Source organism: Saccharopolyspora sp. NPDC003752 (assembly GCF_053605825.1).
Genome location: NZ_JBSGJZ010000026.1, coordinates 81,390 through 105,197, shown reverse-complemented (window position 1 = coordinate 105,197; position 23,808 = coordinate 81,390). Strand labels below are relative to the sequence as shown.

The following is a 23,808-nucleotide window of genomic DNA, read 5'->3' as shown; positions in this document are numbered from 1 at the left end:
CCTAGACGAGCCCGGGGACGAGTCTGCCACGTTGATCGGTGCGACTATTCGCACGCCGGTGGGGACAACGGGGGTGTCGATGACCGATGATCTGGGCGTGTCGCACGGAACCGGAACACCCGCTCTGACCGCGGTCGCAGATCACCAGTCGAAGATCGCCGCCCTGCTCGCCCCGACGCCGGTGCTGGTCAAGCCGCTGGCGGACTGCCTCGGGCTGGCCCTCGCCGCGGACCTGACCGCGCCGATCTCACTGCCGCCGTTCGACAACTCCGCGATGGACGGCTACGCCGTCCGCTCCGTCGACCTGGCCGGCGCGACGCCGGAGCAGCCGGTGCTGCTGCCGGTCCACGAAGACATCCCGGCCGGCCGGGTGGACGTGCCGCCGCTGCAGCCGGGCACCGCGCACCGCATCATGACCGGCGCCCAGATGCCGCCGGGCGCGGACTCAGTGATCCCGGTGGAACGCACCGACGGCGGCACCGAGCAGGTGCGGATGTTCGCCGCCGTGCAGCCGGGTGCGCACGTGCGGCGCGCGGGCGAGGACGTCACGGCGGGCGCCACCGTGCTGACGACGGGCACCGCGCTGGCGCCGTCGCAGCTGGGCGTCGCGGCCGCCATCGGGGCCGCGGAACTGCCCGTGCACCGGCCGGTCCGGGTGCTGGTCCTGTCCACCGGGTCGGAGCTGGTCGCGCCCGGCACCGCACTGCAGCCCGGGCAGATCTACGAGTCCAACGGCCTGATGCTGGCCGCCGCGGTGCGCGAAGCCGGCGGCGAGGCGACGCTGCTGCGGTTCGTGCCGGACGACGTCGAGGCCTTCCACGCCGCGCTCGCCCCGCACCTGGCCGACACGGACCTGCTGATCACCTCCGGCGGCGTCAGCGCCGGGGCCTACGAGGTCGTCAAGGACGCGCTCACCGGCACCGGCGTCGAGTTCACCAAGGTCGCGATGCAGCCCGGGATGCCGCAGGGCTGCGGCCGGTACCGGGACGGCGTCGCCGTGGTGACGCTGCCGGGCAACCCGGTCAGCGCGATGGTGTCGTTCGAGGTGTTCGTGCGGCCCGCGCTGCGCGCCGCGGCCGGGCACCTGGCCACTCACCGCCCGGTGCGGCAGGCGACGCTGGTCGAGCCGCTGTCCGCGCCCGCGGGCAAGCGCCAGTACCGCCGGGGCCGGTTCGACCCGGCCACCGGCGGTGTGACGCTGCAGGGCGCGCCCGGCTCGCACCTGCTGGCGGGCCTGGCCAAGGCGAATTGCCTGCTGGAGATCCCCGAGGACGTGACCGAACTCGCCGCCGGGTCCACAGTGGACGTCATGCTGCTCGACTAGCACCGCCCCGGGGCGCTCGGAAGATCATCTGGTTGACGGATGGCACCGGCGTCCCCAAGACTGCACCACCATCACCGACCACCCCTCCGGAGTTCTGCACCGTGCGTGGCCCCTGGCGCGCCGCCCTGGCGCTGGCGTTGCACATCGGCTTCTTCCTCGCGCCGATCGCGCTGGTCCTCGGGCTGCTCGCGATCTCGGCGTTCACCTTCCGATACGACCAGTCCAGCGGGGTGAAGGCCGCGCTCGCGGCGGTCGCCGTCGGCGCGCTCTTCGCGATCGGGCTGCGCGCCGTGCTGCGCAGCCGGGTGCGGCCGCGCGGCGTGCGGCTGGACCGAGCGGAGCAACCGCAGGTCTGGCGGATGGTGGAGTCGATCTCCGCCGACGCGGCCGCACCGCTGCCCGACGAAATCCGCGTCACCTCCGACCCGACCGCGAACATCCGCGAGGACACCGCGCTGCTGGGCCTGCGCATCCGGACCCGCTACCTGGAGCTCGGGTTACCGCTGCTGGCCGCGCTCAACGTCAGCGAGCTGCGGGCCGTGGTGGCGCACGAACTCGGCAGGCTGACCGGGCGCAACAAGCTGACGGTCACCGCCTACCGGGCGTCGGCGAGCGTCGAGCGCACCGTCGACGGGCTCACCGGCGGCCCGGTCAAGTGGCTGTTCACCGGCTACGCCCGGCTGTTCACCGCGATCGCGGCCACCACCGGCCACGACCTGGAGCTCGCCGCCGACGCCATCGCGGTCCGGGAGGCGGGCACCCGAGCGGCGGCCACCGCGCTGCGGAAGCGGATCGCCATCGAGCTCGGCTGGCCGGAGTACGCCGACGAGTACCTCAGCATGGCCAAGGCCGTCGGCCACACGCCGGACGTGCTGCTGGGCTTCCGCAACTTCATGGAGCACCCGACCCGCAAACCGGAGCTCGCCGAGCGGGTCAAGAAGGCCATCGCCGAGGGCGAGGACGGCAGCCGCACGCACCTGCCCAAGCGCCGGCGCATCGAAGCGATGAAGCGGATCAAGGTCACCGGCCGCGACATCGACGACCGGCCCGCGTTCGCGTTGCTGCGCAACCCGCGCAAGAGCGTGCCTGACCTCGAAGACCGCCTGATGGTCGACGGCCTCAAGCGCCGGCTGGGCTGGCCGGAGCTCGCCCGGCTGGCTGGCGCCGCGCACGTCGCCGAGCGGGCCGCGCTGCTGAGTTCCGCGGCGGCGCAGAGCGGGCTGCCGGTGGAGCCGACGATCGCGGGCATCCTGCCCGCCATCCACCGCGGCCAGGGCCACGACCTGGTCAACCCGGTGCTCAACCCCGGCCTGTGCCCGGAACGCATCGACGAGGCCGCCGTCGACACGCTGACCGAACTGCTCGGCTGCGCCGTGGTGGACGCGCTGATCTGCGCCCGGCGGGCGCACCACGAGCTGGACTGGGGCGGCCCGTCGACGGTGCGGCTGGCCAACGGGCAGCCGCTGGACCCGGACCGGCTGGTCCGCCCGGCGGTGGCCGATCCTCGGCTGATCCCGGGCCTGCACCGGGCGCTGGTCGACCTCGGGGTGCCGATGACCCACGCGCGCCGCCCCGCCGCCGAGCCCGAGCCCGCGCTGGCCGGGATCGTCAGCCCGGTGCAGTGCCCCGGCGGCAACTACGACCTGCTGGTCACCGATCGCGGCCTGGTGCTGCTGCCCAGCTCCGCCAGCACCACGAAGCGCCTGCTGGCCGGCACGCTCGCCCGGTTCCGAAAGGCGGAGCAGGAGCAGCTCGCCGAGCTGGCCGCCACGCCGATCGGCGAGCTCCGGGAGCGGCCCGGCGCGCAGTGGGTGGACAGCCGGGACGTGGCCCGCGCGCAGCTGGACCAGGACCGCGCGGGCTGGTCGCTGTCGCTGGAGCTGTACCTGGACGAGTACGCGGTGTCCGAGCTGGACGACATCGGCGTGCGCGACGGCGAGGACGGCGTGTCCGAGCTGGTGCTGCGCAGCACGGCCGACGGCGTGGAGCACGGCGACCCGTACCGGGGTCTCGGCGAGCTGATGGGAGCGCGGATGAACCTCGACGAACCCGTCGACACGAATGAGTGAGAGCGAGCGGGGTTCTGATGACTCTTCGTCATGTAACGGCGCCGTGAGGTCCTCCAAAAGCGGCTACGGACATTTTGTGAACTCAATTACACTGGAAACCGCGTAACGAACCGTCGCCCATATACATCTCTTAGACGTCCGCACAAACCCACTACCGCTTGCCGGTGGGGAGCGGACACACCGAGGACCGTGCGCCGTCGGGGGGTGCACGGACCACACCGGGGAGGCCGTCCGACGTCTACGGGGAGACGTCGGACGGCCTCCTCGCTTTCCCTCACCCGACCGGGTTACCTGGGCGGCGCGTTGGCGGTAGCATCCCGGAATCTGATAGACGCAGGTCAGCAGGGTAGTTCTTGATCAACTACGCCCCCTGGCGTCGGTTGACGTGAGGCGTCCGCGATGCTGTACCGACGACGGCACCGGTCGGCGCTCGGCGTTCGCGCCGGGAACCCGGCCGAACCGCCGCACCATGACCGCCGACGCAGGGGCATAGCACCTCGATGAGCACCGCCGAAGAACCGAAGAAGAACCTGCTGGCGCACCTCGCCGCGCTGGCCCGCGACACCATCCCGCCGATGCACCCGGCAGGCCGCCCGTTCGTGCTCGGCGCCGCCATCGCGACCCTTCTGCTGCGCCGCCGCTGGCGCCCGGCGGGCGTGCTCGGCGGCATCGTCACCGCCTGGTGCGCGTGGTTCTTCCGCGAGCCCGCCCGCACCACGCCCAGCCGCGAGGGGCTCGCCGTCGCGCCCGCCGACGGCACGATCTCGCACATCGAGCCCGCGGTGCCGCCGGCCGAGCTCGGCCTCGGCGACGAGCCGATGACCCGCATCAGCGCCTTCCTGACGATCTTCGACGTGCACGTCCAGCGGATCCCGCTGAGCGGCAAGGTCGAGACCATCGCCTACCGGCCGGGCAAGTTCCTCTCCGCCGACCTGGACAAGGCCAGCGAGGACAACGAGCGCAACTCGATGGTCATCCGCACCGACGACGGCACCCAGGTCGCCGTGGTGCAGATCGCCGGCCTCGTGGCCCGCCGCATCGTCTGCTCCGTCTCCGAGGGCGACGTGCTGCGGGCCGGCAGCACCTACGGCCTGATCCGGTTCGGCTCCCGGGTGGACCTCTACGTGCCCACCGGCAGCCGGATCCTGGTCGAGCCCGGCCAGCGCACCATCGGCGGGGAGACCGCCCTCGCCGAGCTGCCTCGGGGGACGCATTCCTCATGAGCATGCACAGCGCCCCCGGCATCCGGCTGCTGCCCAACGCGATCACCGTGCTGGCGATGTGCGCCGGGCTGTCGGCGGTCCAGTTCGCGCTCAACGGCCAGCTCACCGGCGCGATCGCGGCCGTCGCCGTCGCGGCGGTGCTCGACGGCCTGGACGGGCGGATCGCGCGGCTGCTCGACGCCACCTCCAAGATGGGCGCCGAACTGGACTCGCTGTCGGACGCGATGTCCTTCGGCGTCGCCCCGGCGCTGACGCTGTACGCCTGGCAGCTGCAGGACAACCGCGTCGGCTGGGTGGTGTCGCTGATCTTCGCGGTGTGCATGGTGCTCCGGCTGGCGCGGTTCAACACGCTGCTCGACGACGCCGAGCAGCCGCCGTACGCCAAGGAGTTCTTCGTCGGGGTGCCCGCCCCGGCGGCCGGGCTGCTCGGGCTGCTCCCGATCGTCCTGACGGCGCACTTCGGCTACCTGGGCTGGTGGGCGAACCAGAACGTGGTGATGGTCTGGATGGTGCTGGTCGCGGCGCTGATGGTCAGCCGGGTGCCGACGCTGTCGCTGAAGACCGTGAAGGTGCCGCCGAGGGCGGCGGCACCGCTGCTGGTGCTGGTGGCGCTGCTGGCGGCGGGAATAATCATGTTCCCGCTGATCTCGCTGGCGATCGCCATGGTGATCTACCTCCTGCACATCCCGTACGCGGTCTACCGGCACAACTGGCTGGCCAAGCACCCGGAGGCGTGGAGCGCACCGCCGCGAGAGCGGCGCGCGATCCGCCGGCGCACCCAACGCCGGCTCGGCCTGCGCCCACCGCTGCGCCGCAGCGTGGCGGGCGCCGCCAGGCGCGTCCGCCTACCGCGCCGCCACAGCCACCCGGACGGACCCCGCCGCAGCTGGCGACGCCTGGAGTTGCGGCGCAGCCGCAACGACGGCCCCCGCCGCTAACAACCCACCCCCGAGACCCGACCCACCCCCGAGACCCGACCCACCCCCGAGACCCGACCCACCCCCGAGACCCGACCCACCCCCGAGACCCGACCCACCCCCGAAGACCCGACCCACCCCCGAAGACCCGACCCACCCCCGAAGACCCTCCACTCCCGGAGGCCCGCTCCGGGAGTGGAGATCCGGCTCCGGACGCGGAGGCCTGGCTCTGGGCGCGGCCCGGCCAGGGTGTGGCCAGAGCCCGGCGCGCGGGGTTCCTCCCGGCGGTGTTCCGCAATTTCAATGGAAATCGAAGGTCTGATTTCCATTGAAATTGCGGAAGTTGTCCACAGACACCCCGGGTTGTCCACATCCTTCGGCGTGTCCGGGGCACGACACACCGGTGGATCCGCAGTTTCAATTGAAACTGCGGATCCATGTTCCGCAGAGCGTTCCTCCGGGCCCTGCGCCGAGCGTTCCTCCGGGCCCTGCGCCGGGCGTTCCTCCGGGCGTTGTGCCGGGTCCTCCGGGCGTTGGGTGGCCTCGGTGCCGGTTCTTCGCGGTTAAGCTCGCGGCGTGCCGTCGATAACGCTGACCGCTCGACTCTCCCCGTCCGCCAAGGACACCCGGCGCGGCGTCGTTCGCCTGCATCCCGAGGTGTTCGACGCCCTGGGGTTGCGGCCGTGGAACGCCGTGCAGCTGACCGGTGCTCGGGTCACCGTGGCGCTGGCCGCCGCGGCCGCGCCCGGCAGCCCGACCGGGGTGCTGCTGCTCGACGACGTGGCGTTGATGAACCTCGGCCTCACCGAAGGCGCCGAGGTGGGCGTCGCGCCCGTGCAGGTCGCCGCCGCGAAGCGGGTGAACATCGCGGGCTCGCAGCTCGCCCGCGCCACCGTCGCTCCCGAGACCGTGCGGATGGCGTTGACCGGCAAGGTCTTCGGGACCGGCGACACCGTGTCGCTGCTGCCCCAGGACGTCGCGCCGGCGACCACCGCGAACGCCGGCGAGGTGCGCCGGAAGCTCTCCACCGCCATCGGCATGACCTGGACCAACGAGCTGATCACCATCGCCGCCACCGAACCGCCCGGCGCGGTGGCCGTGCAACCGTCCACAGTGGTCGAATGGCGGGACGGCACCGCACCGACGGACTCCCCCGCCGCGCCCCAGCCGGCGCCGGTCGAACCGGCCGAGCACGCGGTCCCGGTCGCCGACCTGGTCGGTTCCCGCGACACCGCGAAGCGGCTCACCGAATGGCTGCGGCTGGCGTTCGAGCAGCCCGAGCTGCTGCGCCGCCTCGGCGCCGAACCGCACCTCGGCGTGCTGCTCAGCGGCCCGGCCGGCGTCGGCAAGGCCACCCTCGCCCGCGCCGTGACGAGCGCGATCGGCGCGGAGCTCGTCGAGGTCGCGGCGCCCAGCGTCGCGGCGCTCGAACCGCGCACCGCCGCCCAACGCCTCCAGGACGCGATCAACCGCGCCACCAGCACAACTGGCAACTGCGTACTGCTGCTGACCGACGTCGAGAGCCTCCTGCCAGGCACCGAACCGCCGCCGCTGGCGACCGTGGCGCTCGACGCGATCCGCGGCGCGATCGGCACCGACCGGCTCGCCGTGGTCGTCACCAGCTCGCAGCCGCAGGCGATCGACCCCAGGCTGCGGGAGCCGGGCCTGGTGGACCGGGAGCTCACCCTCGGCCTGCCCGACGATGCCACCCGTGCGGATCTGCTGCGCGTGCTGCTGCGCAACGCGCCGCTGGCCGAGGACGTGCAGCTCTCCGAGGTCGCCGAGCGCGCCCCCGGGTTCGTCGTAGCCGACCTGGTGGCGCTGTGCCGGGAAGCGGCGGTCGGCGCGGCGTTGCGGCACCAGGACGACACCGCCGATCCCCGCATCCGGCAGCAGGACCTCCTCGACGCGCTGTCCTCGGTCCGCCCCATCTCGATGTCCACATCGGACAACCTGCAGACCGGCGGGCTGACGCTGGACGACGTCGGCGACATGACCGAGGTGAAGCAGGCCCTCACCGAAACGGTGCTCTGGCCGCTGCAATACCCGGATTCGTTCACCCGGCTCGGCGTCGAGCCGCCGCGCGGCGTGCTGCTGTACGGGCCGCCGGGCTGCGGCAAGACGTTCCTGGTGCGCGCCCTGGCCGGCAGCGGGCGGCTGAACGTCCTCGTGGTCAAGGGCGCCGAGCTGATGGACAAGTGGGTCGGCGAATCCGAGCGGGCGGTCCGCGAGCTGTTCCTGCGGGCCGCCAACGCGGCCCCGACGCTGGTGTTCCTCGACGAGGTGGATGCGCTGGCGCCGCGCCGCGGCCAGTCCTCGGACTCCGGCGTGGCGGACCGGGTGGTCGCGGCGCTGCTGACCGAACTCGACGGCGTGGAGCCGATGCGCGACGTGGTCGTCCTCGGCGCGACGAACCGCCCCGAGCTGGTCGATCCGGCCCTGCTCCGCCCCGGACGCCTGGAGCGCCTCGTCTACGTCCCGCCGCCGGATGCGGAGGCCCGCGAGGCGATCCTGCGCGCGGCGGCGAAGAACACCCCCTTGGCGTCCGATGTGGACCTTGCCGCCCTGGCCGCCGAGCTGGACGGCTACTCCGCCGCCGACTGCGCGGCCCTGATCCGCGAGGCGGCCCTGACGGCGATGCGCGAATCCCTTTCCGCGGCGGAGGTTTCGGCCACGCACCTCGCGACGGCCCGGAAGGCGGTCCGGCCCTCCCTCGACCCGGCCCAGCTCGCGTCCCTGGAGGCCTACGCCACCAACCGCTCCTGACCGCGCGACTTCTCGTCACCCAGGGCGGCGCGATTCCTCGCGAAATCGCGCCGTCCCCGGGTCACTTGGCGGCTACTGCGCCCTTGTAGTCGTTGGTGATGATGGCGATCAGGCCCGGCGTCGCGTCCTGGATGCCGTCGAAGCGGGCCTCGGCGCGCGCCCCGAAGTGGGCCGCCATGTCCTTCGCCTGCTGCTCCTCGACCGTGCCCGGCCGGAAGTAGATCGTCGTGGTGGGGATGCGCCCCGCCGAGTAGTTGCCGACCTCCGGAACCTCGTAACCGGCGCCCCGGAAGTCCTCCGCGGCGCGGTGCGCCAACCCGCCGATGGTGCTGTTGTTGTAGACGCGCACCAGGATCTTGCCCGTCGCGTTGCCGGAACCGACCGGCACGTCCTGGTTCTGGTTGCCCTGCGGCGGCGCAGGAGGCGGAGTGTCCTGTGTGGCCGGTGGCGGCGCCACCGGCGGTGCGACCGGCGTCGTGCCGGCGGGCGGCACCGCGGAGGGCTCAGCTGGCGGGTTCTGCGCCAGCGAGGTGATCGGCGGGTTGTTGCCCGGTTCCGGGGGCAGCGGTTGGGCCGTGTTCGACGTGCTGCCGCCGGAAACCAGCGTGGCGATGCCGATGACGCCCGCGATCGCACCGACGCCGATCAGGCCGAAGCCGATGATCTTGGCCTTGGCCGGTCCGGTGGGTTCCCCTGAAGCCATCAGTGCAACTCGATTCCCAGTCGTTGGGCGGCCCGTGCGCGCTGCCGTCCCGCCCGTGCCTTGCGCAGCCGCTTGATCAGCATAGGGTCTGCCCGTTCGGCGACCGGACTGTCCAGCAACGCGTTCAGCAGTTGGTAGTACCGCGAGGGCGACATGTCGAACAGCTCGCGGACCGCGAGCTCCTTCTTCACGCCTTCCCGCTTCCACCACTGCGACTCGAAGGCCAGGATGCCCCGCTCCCGGACGGTGAGCTCGCCGTCCGGCGGTAAGGGCTGGGGCGGCACCGGCGGCGGTTCGACGATCCGCTCGATCGGCTGGGTGATCGGCTCGGCGAGGCGCAACCGCCGACCGGGTGCCGGATCGGAATTCGGCTTCCGCTGTTGCAGGCGCGCCAGCTGCTCGCACTGACGAGCGATCTCCTGCGCGGTCAGCATTTGGGCGGCGTCCATCTGGCTCCTCGCCTCGCGATTCGGGACTTCCCGCGTTCGCTGGAATCACACAGCTGTGATTCCACCCCAATTACACCATGCCCGGAATCCCGGCGGGAGCGGATCACACCGGTGAGCACCGGCTCCGGAACACCCCGACTGCCCAAACCGCTAAAGTCCCGCTCATGGCTGTTCACCCGATCTGCGTCGTCGGCGACCCGGTGCTGCACAACCCCACCCGCCCGGTGGAGCACTTCGACGACGAGCTGCGCACCCTCGTCGAGGACATGTTCGAGACGATGGCCGCCGCCAACGGGGTCGGGCTCGCGGCCAACCAGATCGGCGTCGACCTGCGGGTTTTCGTCTACGACTGCCCCGACGACGAGGGCGTCCAGCACCGCGGCGTGGTGGTCAACCCCGAGCTGACCACCTCCGAGATCCCGCAGACCATGCCGGACCCGGACGACGACTGGGAGGGCTGCCTGTCGGTGCCCGGCGAGTCGTACCCGACCGGCCGGGCGAGCCGGGCGAAGGTCACCGGGTCCGATGTGGACGGAAAGCCGATCGAGGTCGAGGGGACCGGTTTCTTCGCCCGCTGCCTGCAGCACGAGACCGACCACCTGGACGGCCACCTCTACCTGGACCGCCTGATGGGCCGCCACGCCCGGGCGGCGAAGAAGATGGTCCGCCGCAACGGCTGGGGAATCCCGGGCCTGACCTGGGACCCGGCGGAATCCGGCGACCCCTTCGCCGAAGACGAGGACTGATCAGAATTCCTTGGTCTCCAAGGTGAAGTCGAAGGGCTCGGGCAAGGCGATCGGTTCACCGAATGGCACTCTGTGCTGAAATCGGTATCGGCCATCGGATGGCCCGGAGTACAGCGTCACCGAAGGTTCGTCCTTCGCGAAACGATCGATCAGCAGGAACAGCGAAACACCACCGTGCGCATATCCCCACAGTTTCTCGTTCCGGTCCCTGTCCGCATTTGACTTCGACGTGATCTCGACGGCGAGCAGCGCCCGCCCTGCGGGCACCGGAGCGGGATCGTCGCCCGATGGCAACGCATCCATCGGAATGACGACCAAGTCAGGGATGAAGAGATTGCTCCGCAACGGGATCTCGACAGCAGCAGTTTGAAAGATTCCCCAGTTCTGCGGAATCACGCGAACGAGAGCGCGATGCATTCGGTCAGCGATCACATTGCGGCCATATCCCGGCGGCGGGGTCATGACGATGCTCTCCTCGATGATCTCCGCGCGCCAGCCCTTGTTGGGCAGATCCAGGTTCTGCCAGACCTGAACCAGTTCGTCCCACGTCGAACGCGGGAGCACCGGAGCGGCAGTCACAGCGCGGTCACCCCCTGTATCGATTTCATCACGCACCGTACTCACCACCTCTGACAACGTTGTGATCGCCCTGGTCATGAGCCTAATGGCAAACCGGCCTGCCGTCATCGGGGTGAACCGGGGTTGGCAGCCCGCGGTCTCCCGGCTAGCCTCGGGCAGCGACAAATCAACACCGCGGGAGCTCGCACCAAGAGCGGGCTGAGAGGGCGGCTGGAGAACTCCGGGGCCGCCGACCGCATGAACCTGACCGGGTAATGCCGGCGTAGGGAGTGGATGGCAGTGGCCGACGTGCGTCCGAACGCGTCCGAAAGCGGAACCCAGATCACCACCGGGCCGATCAGCGGCTCGCGAAAGGTGTTCCGGAACACCGAATCCGGCCTGCAAGTGCCATTCCGCCGCATCGAGTTGACCAACGGCGAGCACCTCGACGTGTACGACACCTCCGGGCCGTACACCGACGAGAACGCCACCGTCGACGTCCACAGTGGACTACATCGGATGCGGGCGGGGTGGACCGACGGGCGGGAGCACCGGACCCAGCTCGGCTGGGCCAGGGCCGGCGTGATCACGCGGGAGATGGAGTACATCGCCGTCCGCGAGGGCGTGTCGCCCGAGCTGGTCCGCGACGAGGTGGCCGCGGGCCGGGCCGTGATCCCGGCCAACCGCTGCCACCCGGAGAGCGAGCCGATGATCATCGGCAAGAAGTTCCTGGTGAAGGTCAACGCCAACATCGGCAACTCCGCGGTGACCTCCTCGGTCGAGGAGGAGGTGGAGAAGATGGTGTGGGCGACCCGCTGGGGCGGCGACACCGTCATGGACCTGTCCACCGGCAAGCGGATCCACGAGACCCGCGAGCGGATCCTGCGCAACTCGCCGGTGCCGATCGGCACCGTGCCGATCTACCAGGCGCTGGAGAAGGTCAACGGCGATCCGGCCGCGCTGACCTGGGAGATCTACCGCGACACCGTCATCGAGCAGTGCGAGCAGGGCGTGGACTACATGACCGTGCACGCCGGCGTGCTGCTGCGCTACGTGCCGCTGACCGCGAACCGGGTCACCGGCATCGTGTCCCGCGGCGGCTCGATCATGGCCGCGTGGTGCCTGGCGCACCACCGCGAGAGCTTCCTCTACACGCACTTCAGCGAGCTCTGCGAGATCCTGCGCGACTACGACGTCACGTTCTCCCTCGGCGACGGCCTGCGGCCGGGCTCCATCGCGGACGCCAACGACCGCGCGCAGTTCGCCGAGCTGGAGACCCTCGGCGAGCTCACGCACATCGCCCGCGAGCACGACGTGCAGGTGATGATCGAGGGCCCGGGCCACGTCCCGATGCACAAGATCGCCGAGAACGTGCGCCTGGAGGAGGAGCTCTGCGGCGAGGCGCCGTTCTACACGCTCGGGCCGCTGACCACCGACATCGCCCCCGCCTACGACCACATCACGTCCGGCATCGGCGCGGCGATGATCGCGCAGGCGGGCACCGCGATGCTCTGCTACGTCACGCCCAAGGAGCACCTGGGGCTGCCGAACCGGGACGACGTCAAGACCGGCGTGATCACCTACAAGATCGCCGCGCACGCCGCCGACCTGGCCAAGGGGCACCCGCGGGCGCAGGAACGGGACGACGCGCTGTCCAAGGCGCGGTTCGAGTTCCGCTGGACCGACCAGTTCAACCTGTCGCTGGACCCGGACACCGCGCGCGCCTTCCACGACGAGACGCTGCCCGCCGAACCGGCCAAGACGGCGCACTTCTGCTCCATGTGCGGGCCGAAGTTCTGCTCGATGAAGATCACCCAGGACGTCCGGAAGTTCGCCGCGGAACGCGGCCTGACCAGCGTCGAGGCGATCGAGGCCGGGATGCGGGAGAAGTCCGACGAGTTCGCCGGGGCCGGCGGCAAGGTCTACCTCCCGCTGGCCGACTGACCCCGGGCAGGTTGTCCACATCCTCCGGCGTGTCGTGGCCCGACACGCCGGAGGACCGCAATTTCCATTGAAATCGAAGGTCCAATTTCCATTGAAATCGCGTTCCAGGCCGGTCCGCGCCTTGGAAGATCGGGCGGAGCGGGGCCGTAACATGAAGTGGATGCACGAGATCTCGGCCGGGCACGAACGTCGGCCCGCGAACAACACCGCTCCCCCGACCGCGCTGACCATCGCCGGGTCGGACTCCGGCGGCAGCGCCGGGATGCACGCGGACCTGCGCACCTTCTTCGCCTGCGGCGTGCACGGCATGACCGCGGTCACCGCCGTGACGGTGCAGAACACCGTCGGCGTCACCGGGCTGGTCGAGATCCCGCCGGAGACCGTCGCCGCGCAGGTCGACGCGGTCGCCTCGGACATCGGCGTGGACGCGGCCAAGACCGGGGTGCTCGCCTCGGCCGCCACCATCGAGGCCGTGCTGGACGTCTGCGACGAGCACGGCATCGGCCGCGACGGTCGCACCCCGTTCGTCGTGGACCCGGTCGCCGCCTCCCGCAGCGGCGAGCCGCTGCTGCGCCCGGACGCGCTGGACGCCCTGCGCCACAAGGCCTTCCCGCGCGCGACGCTGGTCACGCCGAACCTCGACGAGGTGCGGCTGCTGACCGGCATCGACGCGCGCACCCGCGCGGACCTGCTAGACGCCGCGAAGGCCGTCTTCGACTTCGGCCCGCAGTGGGTGCTGATCAAGAGCGGCCACCTGGCCGACGACCCGGAGTGCATCGACCTGCTCTTCGACGGCAACGAGGCGATCCCGCTGCCCGGCCCCCGCTACGCGACGGTGCACACCCACGGCGCCGGCGACGTGTTCGCCTCGGCGATCACGGCCGCCCTGGCGAAGGGCGCTTCGATGCCGGACGCGGTGCGCAGCGGCAAGCGGTTCGTCACGCGCAGCGTGTCGGACGCCTACCCGCTCGGCGCCGGGGTCGGGCCGGTGTCGACGTTCTGGCGCATCAGCCCCCGGTCCATCTGAACCCCCCAACCGGGCCCCTAATAGAGTGATTTTCGTCCCGGATCTGTAACCCGAATGGCGTGCCCGATCGACACAGGGGTTGAGAAGCGCGTAATTCCCGAGATCGTGGGCCAGCGGCGGCCCGCGGTCCGCTGCGCGCTGCGCGCACGACGACGACAGGGGTTTGCAACAGCGTGGCTAAATCGGTGTGGACGCGAGTGCGGGGACTGCTGGCCACCGAGGCCGGGGCGCCGGATCCCCGGCAGCGCCAGTACGCGGTGCTGGTGCTCGTCGCCGTGGTGGCCGGCACCGCCATCGGCTGGATCTTCGGCCTGCAGACCCCGGCGCTGATCGCCGGCCTGACCGCGGTGCTCGCGCTGATCGCCACCGGCGGCCAGTCGCTGCGCTCTGACCTGCAGCGGTTCGTCTGGTTCACCCCGGCGCTGGTGCTCGTGATGACCGTCGGCCCGCTGCTGAGCAGCATCCCGGTGCTGGCCGGGCTCGCGGTGGCGGTGGTGGTCTTCGGCGCCGGCATGCTGCCCGCGCTGGGCGAGCACTACCGCATCGGCGGGCAGACCTTCGCGGCGGCGACGCTGGTGTCCACCACCACCGGCATCGGTTCCGACCAGCCGGTGCTGGTGCTGCTGGCGGCGAGCGCCGCGGGCGCGGCGTTCGCGCTGGTGCTGCGGGTGATCATCGGCCTCGGCGATCCGACCAGGGCTACCCGCGTGGCGGTCGCCCGCACGCTGCTCGAACCCGGGCCGGGCGTCGTCGAATCCGCCGCCGCCGCGTGGCGAGCCGACGGGTCCAGCACCTGGCTCGGTCAGGTGCTCGCCGGGGCGGCCCGCTTCCGCGCGGCTCGGGAGACCCTGCTCGTGCAGGCCCAGCAGAGCGACCGGGCCGAAGCCGCGCGCCTGGAGCAGATCGTCGCGGAGGCCGACCAGGTCGCCGCCGAGCTCGCCCGGGCGGTGCGCTCCCGCGCCTGCACCGGACTGCCCGCGGCGGCCCGCCGCGACCCGGCGCTGGCGGTCGTGGCGCGCGGCGGACGGCAGGACCTGCCGGACGCGGTGCAGGGCCTCAACCAGGGGCTGGACCGGATCCGCGGTGCCGTGGTGCGGCGCGTCGAGACGCCGCTGCCGCCGCCGGCTCCCGGAGCGCGCCGCGAACGCGTGCTGGGCGCGATCCGCGCACACCTCTCGTTCCGCTCGTCGCTGTTCCGGCACGCGCTGCGCTGCACCCTCGCCGTCGCCTTCGGCATGGTGATCGTCCTGCTGCTGCGCGACCCCTCGGCGTCGAGCTTGCTGCTCGCGCTCTACGTGGTGCTGCAGCCTGCGGCCCGCGACAGCATGACCGGCGCGCTGGAGCGCACCGGCGGCGCGGTGCTGGGCGTGACCGCGCTGGCCGTGCTGATCACCCTGCTGCCGGGGGCGTTCTTGCTGGTGCCGCTGGTGATCGGCGGCATGCTGCTGAGCATGCCGCGGCTGCGCACCGACTACCAGGCGCTGCTCGGTTGCCTGATCGTCGTGACCGTCGTCGACCAGGCGATGCGGCTGGACCGGCCGCTGGTGAACGTGGGGATCAGCTTCGCGGCGAACACGGCGGTCGGCGCGGCGATCGCGCTGAGCGTCGGCTACGTCAGCTACCTGGTGCTGCCCAGCAGCATCCTGCCCGATGTGCGCGGCGCGGTGCGGTCGACGGTGTGGGCGGTGTCCGAGCTGCTGCGCAGCGTGCGGGCGGCCGGGCAGGGCGTTGATCTGCCCGCGGCATTGCAGGCCGCGAACGTGCTCGCGCTGCGGCGCACCCAGGACCTGCTGGGCATGCCCGCGCTGCTCGACGGGACCGGCGAGGAGACCGACGACGACCGGGCGACGCGCGCGGCGGCGATCGCGCTCGACGCGTTGCGCCAGGACGTCGCGACGCTCGCGTTCCGGCCGGAGTCCGAGCAGGCGATCGCGGTGCCGGCGCTGCGCGCGGTGGACGACCTGCTGGGCGGCAAGCCGACCGCGAAGATCCCGGACGTGCCCGAGGGCAGCGCCCCGGCGACGGAGCTGCTGGCGAGCTCGCTGGTGGAGAACGCCCTGCACGCCCGCCAGGCGATCGACCGGACCTTCGGTTACGACAACCCGTGGAAGAGCTACACGATCAGCTTCGTCCGCCCCGAACGCCTCCACATCCGCTGACTCCGGCGAGCACCGAAGCTCGGCAGGTGCATGGTGCGGCGCTTTCGCGCGAAACCGTCACCGGCACGCATGGCGAACGCCGCTTTCGCGCGAAACCGCCACCTGCACGCATGGCGAACGCCGCTTTCGCGCGAAACCGCCATCTGCACGCGTGGCGTACGCCGGTTTCGCGCGAAAGCGGCGTACAGAACGAGTTCCCGGACAGGCCGCGGAAACGTTCCTCAGGGCCGGGCATCAGCGTTGCCGGAAGTCCGGCGCGCTGCCGGCGACTCCCTCCTGCGGGGGAGGAATCTCCAGCCCCAGCGGGAGTTCTTCGCAGCGGGACGTGCTTATCGTCGCTCGCATGGTTGATTCTGATGTGCCGCGGCGCTGGCCTGCTTCAGCGGTGGCGGTGCTCCTCTTCGGTTATGCCGCGGGGAAGGCCGTTTTCGCGTCGCAGGGCCGACTCGGATTCCCGGGCGGGCCGACCGTGCCGGAGGCCGTCCAAGAGGGCTACTTCATGGATGCCGCCGGTGCGCAGTGGCTGGCCAGCGCGACCGGGATCGTGGGCGCGTGCGTGGCCCTCGCGACGGTGACTCCGCTGGGGCGTCGCGCGCCCAGGTCGTTGATGCTGCTGGTGCTGGCCGGGATGCTGCTGGCCGTCGGCGCCGGCGCGGCGATCATGGTCGTGGACGGCTTCATCGGCATCGGGGTGGGCTGGCAGTGGCACCACGGGGTCCTCGGGATCGTCGTGATCGGGCTGCTCGTGGCGATGATCCAGTCCTACGCGAAGGCGACGAAGCATGTCGTGGGCTGACCGGACGCGTGCCGGCGCGTACGGGGCGGCGGCCTGCGCCGCGGCCTACGGGTCGATGAAGCTGGCGCAGGCGCTGGGGGCCAATGCGCTGGCCGACAAGGACCCGCTGCGGCCGGACCTGCGCGAACGGTTGCTCGCCCGCGATCCGTTGTTCGTGGCAAGCCACTGGGTGCTGGCCGCTGCCGCGGTGGTCGGCGTCATCGTCGCGCTCGCCACCACCCGGCCCTGGCGCGCGCCCCTCCCGCGCCGGCTGCTGCTGACGATCGCCTGGACGCTCGGGATCCTCATGATCGTCCGGTCGATCGGGCCGCTGGGCATCGGCTTCGTCTCGGACGCGTTGGTGCTCACCGGGATCGACGTGCCGCCGCCCGAGCACGCCGCACTGGCCCGCGACCTGGCGCTCTGGGACCTGCTGCTGTGGTCGCCGTTCTTCCTGCTCTGGGGCGTGTGCTGGACGCTGGCCGGCCGTCGGCTGGGCAGGGACCGCCCGGCCCCGACGGTCCACTGAGGACTCGTCGGGGCGATCGGCTCACTCCAGGGGACGGCCGGGGCTGGATGCCTGCGCCCAGAAGCGCTTGGGGATCCGGCCCGCCAGGGCCGCGAGGCGGCCTCCCTCGACCGCCGCCCGCATCGCGGCCGCCATCCGCTCCGGGTCCTGGGCCCGGGTGACCGCCGTGGCCAGCAGCACCGCCGAGCAGCCGAGCTCCATCGCCAGCGCCGCGTCCGAGGCCGTGCCGATGCCCGCGTCCAGCACGATCGGCACCGACGCGCGGGAGACGATCATCTCGATGTTGTGCGGGTTCCGGATGCCCAGGCCGGTGCCGATCGGCGAGCCGAGCGGCATCACCGCGGCGCAGCCGGTCTCCTCCAGCTTCAGCGCCAGCACCGGGTCGTCGTTGGTGTAGGCCAGCACCACGAAGCCCTGGTCGACCAGCTGTTCCGCGGCGTCGAGCAGCTCCACCGGGTCGGGCAGCAGGGTGTCCTCGTCGGCGACGACCTCCAGCTTGACCCAGTTCGTCTCCAGCGCCTCCCGCGCCAGCTGCGCGGTCAGCACGGCCTCCGCCGCGGTCCGGCAGCCCGCCGTGTTCGGCAGCGCTTCGATGCCGAGCTTGCGCAGCAGGTCGAGCACCCCGGTGCCGCCGCCGGCGTCGGCCCGGCGCATCGCCACGGTCGTCAGCTCGGTTCCGGACGCGATCAGCGCGCGCTCCAGGACCGCGAGGTTCGTCGCCCCTCCGGTCCCGGTGATCAGCCGCGAACCGAACTCGCGGCCGGCGATCACCAACGGGTCGTCCATGACTCTCCTAACAACGGGTCCACCGAATCCGGGTAGCGCGGGATCCGGCGTGCTTCTGTTGCCTTGCAAGGGGATTCGTGCCAGCGGGGCGTCAGCCGCCCTGCACTGCGGTGAGGACCTCGATCGCGGCATCGGGGCGCAGCGCGGTCCCCGGCCACAGGGCGCGCGGCACCACGGCGCCGTCCAGCGCCACGGCCACGCCCCGCTCGGGCACCCCGAACTCCCGCAGCACCGCCGCGAGCGTTGCGTCGGCGGCGACCTGCCGGGTCTCCCCGTTGATCACGACGTGCACTGGTGTCCTCCCCATCGGCTCGGATCGGCGGCCTTGATCTCGACGGCGGGTTCCTCGTCGCGCAGCAGCGCGAGCACCGCCTCGACCGTCACCGGGGCGAGCAGGAAGCCGCCGCGGTGGTGCCCGGTGGCCGCCAGGACACCGGGTTCCAGCCAGCCGAGCACCGGCAGGTTGTCGTCGGTGCTCGGGCGCAGCCCGGCCGCGGCCTCGACCAGCCGGTATTCGGCGATGCCCGGCATCAGCCGCTCGGCGTCGGCGATCAGGTCCCGCACCCCGCCCACGGTGACCTCGGTGTCGAACCCCACCTCGTACTGGGTGGCGCCGAGCACCAGGCCGCCGTCGTCGCGCGGCACCAGGTAGGTCTGCCGACCGCGCACCGGGCCGCGGATCGTCCGGCTCGGCGGCGGCAGCGCCGTGCTCCGCGCGCGCAGGCGGAGGATTTCGCCCTTCACCGGCCGGATCCGGTCCCGCAGCGCGGGATGCAGCGCGCCCGAATGCACGCCCGCCGAGATCACCGCGACATCGCAGTCCACAGTGGAACCTTCGAGCTCCACCGCGCCGGGCCGGACGCGCTTCGCGTTCGCCGCGACGAACTCGACGCCCGCCGCGGTCGCGGCCGCGCGCAACGCGGCCAGCGCGAGGCGGTTGTCGACCGCGAGATCGCCCGGCACTTCGAGCCCGCCGCGCACCGCCGGGCCCAGCGATGGTTCGAGCCGCCGCACCTCCCGACCGGTCAGGCGGGTGACGGCGCGGCCGAGCCGCGCGAGGTACTCGACCAGGTTGTCGAGCTCCGCGCGGTCCGCGCTGTCGACGCCGACGACCAGGGTTCCCTCGCGGCGCAGCCCCGACGGCAGGCCCGAGGCCCGGGCGAGTTCGTCGGCGAACTCCGGCCACAGCCGCAGCGACGCCGCGCCCAGCTCCAGCAGTTCCTCCTCGCCGGGCCACGCCTCGGCGAGCGGCGCCAGCATTCCGCCGGCCACGTTCGAAGCCCCGGACGCCGGTTCGGCGTCGACGAGTTGCACATGATGCCCGGCGGCGGCTGCGCGCCACGCCACGGACATGCCGATCACGCCGCCGCCTACGACGACGACGCGTTTGTTCCGTTCTTCAGACACTCCACGCTCCCTGCGCCGGCATGACCCGGATCAGGTTCGACGGTCGGGGCCAACGCCCCCTCTCAGCCCGGCACCCGGGCTCCCGTGCTCACCGCCAACCACCGTACCCGGCGAGGATCGCCACGTCAGGGGTGAGGTCGAGCAACTTTCACAAACTTCGGGCGCCGAGTGGGAACGCGTCGGTGCCCGCGTTCACGCGATCCGGCGACCGCGTCGCGGGGAGCTACCCTGTGGGGCATGCCTGGATTGGACGGCTTCGGCATCCGCGCTCGCCTCGACGAGGCGCGGCTGTACCTGTGCACCGACGCGCGCGCCGAGCGCGGTGATCTCGCGGAGTTCGCGGACGCCGCCTTGGCCGGCGGGGTCGACATCATCCAGCTGCGGGACAAGAACCCGAACGGCGCCCCGCTGGAGGCCCGCCACGAGCTGGCGGCGCTGGAGGTGCTGGCCGAGGCGTGCCTGCGGCACGGCGCGCTGCTCGCGGTCAACGACCGCGCCGATGTCGCGATGGCCGCCGAGGCCGACATCCTGCACCTCGGGCAGGACGACCTGCCGGTGGAGATCGCCCGGCGCATCGTCGGCGAGCACGTCGCGATCGGCCGGTCGACGCACGACGTGGTGCAGGCGGACGCCGCCGCGATCGAGCCCGGCGTGGACTACTTCTGCACCGGCCCGGTGTGGACGACGCCGACCAAGCCGGGCCGCTCGGCGGCCGGGCTGGAGCTGGTGGAGCACGCCGCGGAGCACCGCGGCCACGGCCGGCCGTGGTTCGCGATCGGCGGCATCGGCCCGGACAACCTGGACCAGGCCCTCAAGGCCGGCGCGGAGCGGGTCGTCGTGGTCCGCGCGATCACGGAGGCCGAGGACCCGCGCGCCGCGGCCCGCGAGCTCCGCGACCGCCTGCCGTAACGCTCGACGGCTGGGCGATTTCGCGCGAAGTCGCCGTTCGCCACGCCTGGCAGGTGACGATTTCGCGCGAAATCGCCCTCCCCGGACGCGACGCGGCCCCCGGCCGGGTGCCGGGGGCCGGTCTGGTGGCGCTTACTGGGTGAGCAGGGTCAAGCCGTAGGCCTGCAGGATCTCGTTCACCGGCTGGAAGTAGGTCGTGCCGCCGGAGCTGCAGTTGCCCGAACCGCCGGAGGTCACGCCCTGGGCCTGGCTACCGGACAGCCAGGAGCCGCCCGAGTCGCCGGGCTCGGCGCAGACGTTGGTGCGGGTCAGGCCGGTCACCGTGCCCTGCGGGTACTGCACGGTCTGGTTCTTGGCCTGCACCGAACCGCAGTGCCAGCCAGTGGTGGAGCCGGAGCGGCAGATGGACGCGCCCACGGCGGACTCGGTGGAGCCCGCGACGCCGACGGTGCTGCCGTCGTACCGGTTCACCAGCGGGCGCGGGGTGTCGGCGGAGCCGACCCGGACCCAGGCGTAGTCGTTGCCCGGGAACGACGAGCCCTCGAACCGGCCGGTGGGCTGCGAAGTGGAGTCGCCGACGCTGCCGCAGTGCCCGGCGGTCACGAATCCGCCCTGCACCGAGAATCCGACGGAGCAGCGGGAGCCACTGCCGATGTAGTAGGCGTTGCCGCCGATGACATCGGCGTAGGTGCGGGGGTTCTCCAGCGATTCGGTGACGCGCACCGCATCCGTGATGACCCCGGAGGTGTGCACGAACCGCGCCGCGTCGGGGGCGGTGCCCGGCCTGGTGGTGACGACGACGGAGTTCACCTTGCCGTCGACGTACCAGCCGGAGACGCCCTTCGGGGCGATCGAACTGCGCAGGTTGAGGCCTTCGACGACCCCGTTGAGCTGCTCGATGCTGTAGATGACGAGCTTCGGCTCGGCGCCGGCCGCGCGCACCTCGTCGAAGCGGGCCTGGTCGGTGACGCCGACGACGAGCTTGCCGAGCGCCGGGTCGAAGTAGGACCCGCCGTAGGTGCTGCCCAGCGCGCTGCTCAGCCGCTCGTCGGCCTGGGCCGCAGCGGCTTCCTGGTCGAGGCGCTGGAGGGCCTGGTCCCGGTCCAGGCCGAAGTCGCGCTGCATCGCGTCTAGCAGGGTCGCCGCTTCTGCCGCGGGCGGCGCGGTTTCGGTCGCGGTGGCGGGCATGGTCAACGCGGCCACCGTTCCCGCCGCCAACATCACGGTCCCGGCCACCCGGGCCGCGAGTCTGCGCTTCATCTGATGTCTCCCTCTTCGTGAGCTGGATCTCATCGCCCCGTCGCCGATCCAGTATCAGAGGAGAACATCAGTCCCACATCCGCCTTTCGCCCCATTCGCCCAAAACGCCTCCTGCGCAACTCGATTGAGCTAGCGCAGGAGGCGTTCGGCCTGGATTTCCTATCCCCCAGAAGAAGACTGACGCGGCTCGCCGGTTTCGAGGGGCACCTCCAGGCGGCCCGACTCCGGCGCCTGGCTGGGCCGTTCGGCCGTGGTCGGCGCCTGCGTCGGCTGCTCCCGGGTGGGCGTCGGGGTTTCCGCGGTCGGTTGCACCGTCGGCTGCTGCGTCGGCGTCACCTCGGTCGTCGGCTGCGGCTGCTGGGTCGGGGTCTCCCGCGGCTTCGTCGGCTCGGCCGGGACGCTGGGCGCGCGCTGCTCGTCGCGCTGCAGCACCTGACCGAGCGTGGTGCCGCCGTCACCGCCGGAGAGCGGTTTTCCCGTCACTCCTTCGAATCCGGTGACGATCAGCATGCTCAGCGCGAACACCCCGGCGCAGCTCGCGGCCACCATCGCCCACCGGACGTTGCGCTTGCGCCGGTCGGCGGCCGGCTTCGCGGGCGCGACGACCTCGGTCGCCTCCCCCGCCTCGGCCACGTTCAGCATGCGGGTCGCCGCGTCGGTGTCGATCTTCGCCGTGCGGTCCTCGTCTACGACGGTTTCCCCGCCCGGCCAATGCATTCCGGGCGCCAGGCGGATCCGCCGCGTCGTCTCGACGGTCTCGTCCTCTTTGGACACGTAGCGCGCGACGGTGGTCCGCCGGAGCTTCAGCACCGAGGCCTTCGCGGCGGCGTGCACCGCCTTCTCCTTCGCGCTGTCGAACGACCGCTGGTAGAGCGCCCCGCCCACGGTGATCACCACGCTCGTCAGCGCGGCACCGATCAAGGTGCCCGCCACGCCGAGCCGGGACCCCAGGAAGGCCGCCGTCACCGAGGCCAGCGCCGCGCCCGCGACCTGGGTCGGTGCCACGTCGATCTTCTTGGACTTCTTGGCCTCCTCGCCCGGCTCCTGCTCGTCCGACTCCTCTTGCCGCTTGACCTCTTCCTGCCTGCCCATCGCTCCCACGCTCTTGAACGCACTCTCCCTGAACGGTCCAACGGGCGAGCACGAGCGTTTTCTCCAGATCGTTGCCGAACCGTGAGGACTCCCACTTCGCGTAACGCGGCCGGCAACGACGAAGGGCACCCCGATCCAGGATGCCCTTCCGCAGGAAACAGGCTCAGTTGGGTGGGTTGAGGCGGGCGACGAACTTGTAGCGGTCGCCCCGGTAGATGGAGCGGACCCACTCGACCGGGCGTCCCTCGGTGTCGAAGGAGTGCCGGGACAGCAGCAGCATCGGGAGGCCGACGTCGGAGCCGAGGAGTTCCGCCTCCTCCGGGCTGGCCAGCGCGGTCTCGATGGTCTCCTCCGCGTGCCCCAGCTCGACCTCGAAGCTCTCGCGGAGCACCTGGTAGAGCGAGCCGCCGGACTCCAGCCGGGTGGTCAGCCCGCGGAACCGGGTCAGCGGCAGGTGGGTGGTCTCGATGGCCATCGGCTCGCCGTCGGCCAGCCGCAGCCGGCGCAGGCGCAGCACGGTCGAACTCGGCTTGGTCCCGAGCAGCTCGGCCAGCTCCTCCGCGGCCGGTTCCTCGACGACCTCCAGCAGCCGGGAGGTGGGCTGGCGGCCCTGGGCGCGCATGTCCTCGGTGTAGCTGCTCAGCTGCAGCCGCTGGGCGACCTTCGGCTTCGCCGCGAAGGTGCCCTTGCCCTGCACCCGCAGCAGCCGGCCCTCCACGGTCAGCTCGGCCAGCGCTTGGCGCACGGTGGTGCGCGAGACGTCGAACTCGGCGGCCAGCGAGCGTTCGGTAGGAATCGGCGCACCGGGCGGCAGGGATCGGAGCATGTCCAACAGGTGCTGCTTGAGCCCCCAGTACTTCGGTTCGCGTTGTGCGCGTCCGGGCGAGTCCGCCCCACCGGACACGGACGTTTCGAGCATCGTTCCTCCTACCACCGCAACCTTGCCGCCGTTGTTCCGCTCCCCGAGGCGTCGAGTCGCCGGCCTGCCGAGTCCTGATACCTCAGCATGCCCGAAAGTCGGCCGCCCGAACGCCGGCGGCGGCGACGTGCTGCCGCGGCGAGCCGGCGCCCGAAGATCAAGCCAGCCTTATGCGTGCCTGAACAGTAGCGCCGAAAAGTCTTGACATCGCGTGCCCCGCGCCACAATCTTCATCGCATTGGTCTA

General features: G+C 71.8%; 20 protein-coding genes, 1 pseudogene and 2 riboswitches. Of the genes and pseudogenes, 12 read left to right on the top strand and 9 right to left on the bottom strand.

The genetic code is table 11. The features are described 5' to 3' along the window. Window positions 1–79 precede the first annotated feature (79 nt). The 5 genes from moeA to ACWEV3_RS29005 all read left to right on the top strand — a co-directional run bounded on the left by moeA (window position 80) and on the right by ACWEV3_RS29005 (window position 8,299). Window positions 80–1,324 (top strand): molybdopterin molybdotransferase MoeA, encoded by a 1,245-nt coding sequence (moeA, locus tag ACWEV3_RS29025; RefSeq protein WP_452616915.1) that lies wholly within the window; start codon window positions 80–82, stop codon window positions 1,322–1,324. Between the two features lie 101 nt (window positions 1,325–1,425). Further along, window positions 1,426–3,393 carry a M48 family metallopeptidase gene (locus ACWEV3_RS29020; RefSeq protein ID WP_452616914.1) on the top strand — a complete coding sequence of 656 codons (1,968 nt, stop codon included), beginning with the start codon at window positions 1,426–1,428 and terminating at the stop codon, window positions 3,391–3,393. Window positions 3,394–3,893: 500 nt separating this feature from the next. Continuing rightward, complete coding sequence (locus tag ACWEV3_RS29015) at window positions 3,894–4,616, top strand: phosphatidylserine decarboxylase (RefSeq protein ID WP_452616913.1); 723 nt, start codon at window positions 3,894–3,896, stop codon at window positions 4,614–4,616. After that, window positions 4,613–5,554: a CDP-diacylglycerol--serine O-phosphatidyltransferase gene (gene pssA / locus ACWEV3_RS29010; protein ID WP_358580612.1), complete on the top strand. Its 942-nt coding sequence runs from the start codon at window positions 4,613–4,615 to the stop codon at window positions 5,552–5,554. Before ACWEV3_RS29015 ends, pssA begins: the two co-directional genes overlap by 4 nt. Before the next feature lie 555 nt (window positions 5,555–6,109). Further along, window positions 6,110–8,299, top strand: coding sequence for an AAA family ATPase (locus tag ACWEV3_RS29005; RefSeq protein ID WP_452616912.1), 2,190 nt, complete (start codon window positions 6,110–6,112; stop codon window positions 8,297–8,299). A gap of 61 nt (window positions 8,300–8,360) precedes the next feature. Here the strand turns inward: ACWEV3_RS29005 and ACWEV3_RS29000 are convergent, their stop codons facing one another. Both ACWEV3_RS29000 and ACWEV3_RS28995 read right to left on the bottom strand, forming a co-directional pair. After that, window positions 8,361–9,002 (bottom strand): LytR C-terminal domain-containing protein, encoded by a 642-nt coding sequence (locus tag ACWEV3_RS29000; protein WP_452616911.1) that lies wholly within the window; start codon window positions 9,000–9,002, stop codon window positions 8,361–8,363. Further along, the gene (locus ACWEV3_RS28995) at window positions 9,002–9,451 is read right to left on the bottom strand and encodes a DUF3263 domain-containing protein (protein WP_452616910.1); all 450 of its coding nucleotides are present in this window, start codon (window positions 9,449–9,451) and stop codon (window positions 9,002–9,004) included. The genes ACWEV3_RS29000 and ACWEV3_RS28995 overlap by 1 nt, the downstream gene beginning before the upstream one ends. A 164-nt stretch (window positions 9,452–9,615) precedes the next feature. On the opposite strand from ACWEV3_RS28995, the gene ACWEV3_RS28990 reads away from it, so the two are divergent. Then, window positions 9,616–10,197 (top strand): peptide deformylase, encoded by a 582-nt coding sequence (locus ACWEV3_RS28990; RefSeq protein WP_358566931.1) that lies wholly within the window; start codon window positions 9,616–9,618, stop codon window positions 10,195–10,197. On the opposite strand, the gene ACWEV3_RS28985 is transcribed toward ACWEV3_RS28990, so the two are convergent. Then, on the bottom strand, window positions 10,198–10,854 hold the full coding sequence (locus tag ACWEV3_RS28985) for a Uma2 family endonuclease (RefSeq protein WP_452616909.1): 657 nt from the start codon (window positions 10,852–10,854) through the stop codon (window positions 10,198–10,200). A gap of 86 nt (window positions 10,855–10,940) precedes the next feature. After that, window positions 10,941–11,062, top strand: a riboswitch (TPP riboswitch). On the opposite strand from ACWEV3_RS28985, the gene thiC reads away from it, so the two are divergent. The 5 genes from thiC to ACWEV3_RS28960 all read left to right on the top strand — a co-directional run bounded on the left by thiC (window position 11,056) and on the right by ACWEV3_RS28960 (window position 17,189). Further along, window positions 11,056–12,699, top strand: a complete 1,644-nt coding sequence (gene thiC / locus ACWEV3_RS28980) for a phosphomethylpyrimidine synthase ThiC (RefSeq protein ID WP_452616908.1) — start codon at window positions 11,056–11,058, stop codon at window positions 12,697–12,699. Its footprint overlaps the riboswitch before it by 7 nt. A 160-nt stretch (window positions 12,700–12,859) precedes the next feature. Further along, entirely contained in the window at window positions 12,860–13,726 is an 867-nt protein-coding gene (gene thiD / locus ACWEV3_RS28975) for a bifunctional hydroxymethylpyrimidine kinase/phosphomethylpyrimidine kinase (protein ID WP_452616907.1), read from the top strand. 173 nt (window positions 13,727–13,899) lie between these two features. Next, window positions 13,900–15,885 carry an FUSC family protein gene (locus ACWEV3_RS28970; protein ID WP_452616906.1) on the top strand — a complete coding sequence of 662 codons (1,986 nt, stop codon included), beginning with the start codon at window positions 13,900–13,902 and terminating at the stop codon, window positions 15,883–15,885. A gap of 343 nt (window positions 15,886–16,228) precedes the next feature. Then, the gene (locus ACWEV3_RS28965; protein ID WP_452616905.1) at window positions 16,229–16,681 is read left to right on the top strand and encodes a hypothetical protein; all 453 of its coding nucleotides are present in this window, start codon (window positions 16,229–16,231) and stop codon (window positions 16,679–16,681) included. Next, complete coding sequence (locus tag ACWEV3_RS28960) at window positions 16,668–17,189, top strand: DUF3995 domain-containing protein (protein ID WP_452616904.1); 522 nt, start codon at window positions 16,668–16,670, stop codon at window positions 17,187–17,189. The genes ACWEV3_RS28965 and ACWEV3_RS28960 overlap by 14 nt, the downstream gene beginning before the upstream one ends. A 21-nt stretch (window positions 17,190–17,210) precedes the next feature. Here the strand turns inward: ACWEV3_RS28960 and thiG are convergent, their stop codons facing one another. From thiG to thiO, 3 genes and pseudogenes are all read right to left on the bottom strand, one after another. Further along, the gene (gene thiG / locus ACWEV3_RS28955) at window positions 17,211–17,975 is read right to left on the bottom strand and encodes a thiazole synthase (protein ID WP_132487127.1); all 765 of its coding nucleotides are present in this window, start codon (window positions 17,973–17,975) and stop codon (window positions 17,211–17,213) included. A 91-nt stretch (window positions 17,976–18,066) separates the two neighbouring features. Then, complete coding sequence (gene thiS, locus ACWEV3_RS28950) at window positions 18,067–18,267, bottom strand: sulfur carrier protein ThiS (protein WP_358566952.1); 201 nt, start codon at window positions 18,265–18,267, stop codon at window positions 18,067–18,069. Then, window positions 18,255–19,385 (bottom strand): annotated as a pseudogene (gene thiO / locus ACWEV3_RS28945) (glycine oxidase ThiO); the annotation flags it as partial. The gene thiS and the pseudogene thiO, both read right to left, overlap by 13 nt. Beyond that, window positions 19,373–19,478: riboswitch (TPP riboswitch) on the bottom strand. Its footprint overlaps the pseudogene before it by 13 nt. Before the next feature lie 141 nt (window positions 19,479–19,619). On the opposite strand from thiO, the gene thiE reads away from it, so the two are divergent. Then, entirely contained in the window at window positions 19,620–20,291 is a 672-nt protein-coding gene (gene thiE / locus ACWEV3_RS28940) for a thiamine phosphate synthase (RefSeq protein ID WP_397527495.1), read from the top strand. 132 nt (window positions 20,292–20,423) lie between these two features. Here the strand turns inward: thiE and ACWEV3_RS28935 are convergent, their stop codons facing one another. The 3 genes from ACWEV3_RS28935 to ACWEV3_RS28925 form a co-directional block, all read right to left on the bottom strand. Further along, window positions 20,424–21,551, bottom strand: coding sequence for a S1 family peptidase (locus tag ACWEV3_RS28935; protein WP_452616903.1), 1,128 nt, complete (start codon window positions 21,549–21,551; stop codon window positions 20,424–20,426). A gap of 159 nt (window positions 21,552–21,710) precedes the next feature. Further along, complete coding sequence (locus ACWEV3_RS28930) at window positions 21,711–22,643, bottom strand: hypothetical protein (protein WP_452616902.1); 933 nt, start codon at window positions 22,641–22,643, stop codon at window positions 21,711–21,713. A 163-nt stretch (window positions 22,644–22,806) separates the two neighbouring features. Beyond that, window positions 22,807–23,562 (bottom strand): GntR family transcriptional regulator, encoded by a 756-nt coding sequence (locus ACWEV3_RS28925; RefSeq protein WP_093268739.1) that lies wholly within the window; start codon window positions 23,560–23,562, stop codon window positions 22,807–22,809. Window positions 23,563–23,808: the final 246 nt, after the last annotated feature.